General features: G+C 48.9%; 3 protein-coding genes. All 3 read right to left on the bottom strand.

Features of this window, described 5'->3' with window-relative positions; genetic code table 11:
* Positions 1-105: 105 nt before the first annotated feature.
* Genes ACOJTG_RS01080 through ACOJTG_RS01070 form a run of 3 tightly spaced genes read right to left on the bottom strand, consistent with a single transcriptional unit; the run spans position 106 to position 3,409 of the window.
* Entirely contained in the window at positions 106-1,452 is a 1,347-nt protein-coding gene (locus ACOJTG_RS01080; RefSeq protein WP_420152106.1) for a Gfo/Idh/MocA family protein, read from the bottom strand.
* Positions 1,449-2,309, bottom strand: a complete 861-nt coding sequence (locus tag ACOJTG_RS01075) for a sugar phosphate nucleotidyltransferase (protein ID WP_420152105.1) — start codon at positions 2,307-2,309, stop codon at positions 1,449-1,451. Before ACOJTG_RS01075 ends, ACOJTG_RS01080 begins: the two co-directional genes overlap by 4 nt.
* 14 nt (positions 2,310-2,323) lie before the next feature.
* Complete coding sequence (locus ACOJTG_RS01070) at positions 2,324-3,409, bottom strand: galactokinase family protein (RefSeq protein WP_420152104.1); 1,086 nt, start codon at positions 3,407-3,409, stop codon at positions 2,324-2,326.
* Positions 3,410-3,653 lie beyond the last annotated feature (244 nt).

Below are 3,653 nucleotides of genomic sequence, written 5' to 3'. Positions count from 1 at the left end.
CTTTTTTTTGCGTTGTGCCCTGCTGCTGGGTAGACTAGAGCTGGTAAAGGAAAGCATAGCCTAGCCCTAAAAAGCCCTCTGACCACTCAGAAGGCTTTTCTTGTTTTACACCTCTAGCCCGAAGATAGGCTTATTCGTTTTCCATTTGCCGCGGGTAAAATCGGGGATTTGAATAGGAGCCGAGCCTTTTTTAATCGATTCTTCGGATAAAGGACTAATGGCTGACCAGGCCGCTGCATCATATACATCGATGGCAGGCGAGCGTTTTTCCTGAATCGCCATCACAAATTCCTGCATAACGAAATAGTCCATGCCGCCATGGCCTGCTCCCTGGGCATTTTTCTCGAACTTCGTCCACAGGGGGTGATCGTATTTCTTCATGTAATCCGCATCTTTCTCCCACTGGTGAGCCTTCGGGCTTTTCTTTTCAATATAAATCTGATCGCCTTCGTCCATCCAAAGTCCATTCGTACCCTGTACTTTAAAACCCAATGAATAAGGGCGGGGACTGTTCGTATCATGCGTAATCAGAATCGTTTCGCCATTGGCACATTTCACCATGGTTTGTACCACGTCACCCAATTTGAATTTAACCTTCGCGTTCGGATGATCAGCTCCCCCGTGGTCTACGATATACTTGTGAAGACCTAAAGGTGTGGTGGCCATCCAAACCAAGTACTGAAATTGATTCCCCCGGTTAATGTTGATCATCTGAGCTACGGGTCCTAGACCATGCGTCGGATAAATATCGCCATTACGATCAATCGAATGCTGCGTCCGCCATTTGGCTTCCGAAAATCCTTTCTGCCCAAACTCTACGCCACCGCCATACGCACTCTTACCATCATTGAATTTTACTTCCCGAAGGTCATGCTCATAGCCGCATTCCAAATGCGTAAGTTCACCAAACAAACCCTGTCGAACCATATTCAACGCTGCCATGACGTCGCGTCGGTAACAAACGTTTTCGAGAATCATACAGTGAGAACCAGTCTTTTCATAGGCATTAACCAGATCCCAGGACTCCTGCAAGGTTACCGTGGCTGATACTTCTACGCCCGCGTACTTGCCCGCTTTCATCGTCGATACGGCCATAGGTACGTGCCATTCCCAGGGGGTGGCAATGATAATACCATCCAGATCCTCCCGCTTAACCATGCTCTCAAAATCCCGCTCATTCTTGCTGTAGACGACGGCTTCCTTCCGGCCCGCATCCCGTAACATCTTTTGAGCTTTTGCCACAGCTGCCGGATCAATATCGCAGATCGCATTGATTTCTACCTGTGGAAAGAGGATGCTGTTGCGTACGTGTTCACGGCCGCGTAAACCTACTCCAATGAAACCCAAACGTACTTTCTGGTCGTTGGGCCGGGCCGTAAGAATAGAAGGAACGAACGCCATGCCTGCCGTAGCTAGAGCGGCGTTTTTTAAGAAGTTACGACGATTGTTCATAGTTGTGTAGGATCGAGAGATGAATACTTTTCACGCAGGTATTGCTGTACGGTAGCAATGTCTTCTTTGTTGGTTAAGTCCGGTACGTTTTCAGAGAGCGGTAGCGTATAAACGCTGGTTAGCTGAGCCAATAGATTTACGGCCGTAGGCAATTCTTTTTCATTACGTACGGGGTGAAAAGGCGTAGCTTCCAGACAAGGAATCAATCGTTGGGCCTCTAGAGCAAAGAGGTTCATACTAACCCCAACTCGTCCAGTTTGTTGGCGAGCGGCTTCGACTTCCGCTTCACTGGGTTTTTCGTGAATATCCAGTAGAAACCCTTCCGCGTTAGTACGGATCAAAGCAAAGGCTTGAATTCGTTCGGCAGGAAATAGTAAGGCGTTCCGGTCATAACTGACTAGTGCGTTGGGGTGGGGATTATTCCAGAGCAAGTTTAAAGCATGCGTTGAGTACAGATTGTCGCTATTACAAATGACCAAACGTCCCTGTTGCCATTCCGGTGTCTGCTGCAAGGCTTGCAAGACGGCGTCTGCCGTACCCGCTGGTTTTTGCCGGTCAGCAGCGATGTACTGACGGGCGAAGCGTATGGACAAGCCTGGAAACCCATGGGATTCGTAATACGCTTGGGTCAACGAATCCTCCGGGTGGAGTAAAAGAAGGGCTTCCGTGAATCCGGCTTCTACCGCATTCATTAATTGATAATCGATCAGCGACTGACCCGCCGTACCCACACTAATCATGCCCTTGGTGAGCGTATTGGCCTGATCCACTAGCTTGGGGTCTAACGCTAGGTTTTCTACCGCTTTTTTCATGCGGGAAGACATCCCGCCGGCTAGAATCAGAATGCGTTTATTCATGGGAGATGTATTGGTTAAACTTGAGCCAATTGCGTTTCAGTACGTACGCCTTCATCAATGGTAATGATGTAACTTTTTCCGCCAGCCCGTTCAATCGCTTCGGCAACGGCTTCGGCGTGAGTAGGAGCGTAGGCGAACATACAGCCACCGCCACCTGAGCCATTAATCTTGGCTCCTAAGGCTCCAGCTTCCAAAGCCACGTCGATCATCCGATCGATTTTAGCCGTTGAAATGCGTTTCGCTTCCCGCAGATTGTATTGATGACGATTGAGTAAGTCTCCGAATTGTTTAGGGTCGGGCTCGGGTCGGGCGAGCAAGTCTTTGGCTTCCCGTAGAATATCCCGATCGGAAAGATTTCCTTTTAGCAGAATAAATTCATCTGGCGTAAGCAAAGACTGATAACGGTCGGCCTCGCGAGCGGGATAGGTGGGTAAAGAAAAGGATGAATCCGCCGCTTTGATTTTACGAATGGCTTCCAACATGCCGTACTTGACGTGCTTGAGGACACCCAGCGTATCTTTCGCCTGTTGAGAGTCACCGAGCACAAATGTACCCGCAATCGGCTTTAGGGTTTCTACTTTAGGCACCGGTTGCGATTCCAGGTAAATAACCTGCCCTACGGCACTGGACGTTTGATCCATACGACCACCGGGTTCTCCGAATTCTTCAACTTCGGCCCGGTATGCCAAATCCGCCAATTGTGGTATGGACATGGGAAAGTCGATCAACTGAGTCAGATAATACACCCAGGCCACAACGAGAGCCGATGAGCTGGAAGTACCCGCATTAATGGGAATTTGGCTACTAATGCGAGCGTCGAAACCCTGCGGGAATACGGCTCCCTGGCGTTGCAATAAATTCAGTACGCTTTTGTAGTAATCGCGTTGACGACCGTAGGGAATTTCGGATTGAAGATTGAACGATTCCGTATGATGAATATCCGGCATGGTCAGCTGTACCTGACGATCCGAGCGAAGGTGCCCTTCAATTTGTAAACGCAAGGAAATGGCAGCGGCAATAACGGGTAATCCGAGGTAATCTTGATGTTCACCAAATAAACAGATACGACCCGGAGCGGAAACGATAAAAGGTAGCGACATAGGCGTGAGGACATCAGAAACGTTGTACTAATGTAGGGCAGAAAAGCAGAAAAAAGCTACCGTGAGACCCGTCATCGGGCGGCAAAACCAGCGAAAACGGATGTACATTCGTTTGCACGGACGCGGACAAACGAATGCACAATTTTCCAGGAAAAAGAAAATTTATTGATTAGGAGAGTACCATCAGCTCGGGTTGCAGGATGACTTTCTCAAAAGAATTCTGGGGCTGGGCAATAGCATTCAG

The sequence above is a fragment of the Siphonobacter sp. genome (genome assembly GCF_048595215.1).
Classification (GTDB): Bacteria; Bacteroidota; Bacteroidia; order Cytophagales; family Spirosomataceae; genus Siphonobacter.
This window is presented reverse-complemented; position numbering and strand designations above follow the sequence as displayed.

Excerpts from the sequence above, each read along its gene's own strand:
- ACOJTG_RS01080 (WP_420152106.1), bottom strand. The coding sequence starts at position 1,452 with ATGAACAATCGTCGTAACTTCTTAAAAAACGCCGCTCTAGCTACGGCA.
- ACOJTG_RS01075 (WP_420152105.1), bottom strand. The coding sequence starts at position 2,309 with ATGAATAAACGCATTCTGATTCTAGCCGGCGGGATGTCTTCCCGCATG.
- ACOJTG_RS01070 (WP_420152104.1), bottom strand. The coding sequence starts at position 3,409 with ATGTCGCTACCTTTTATCGTTTCCGCTCCGGGTCGTATCTGTTTATTT.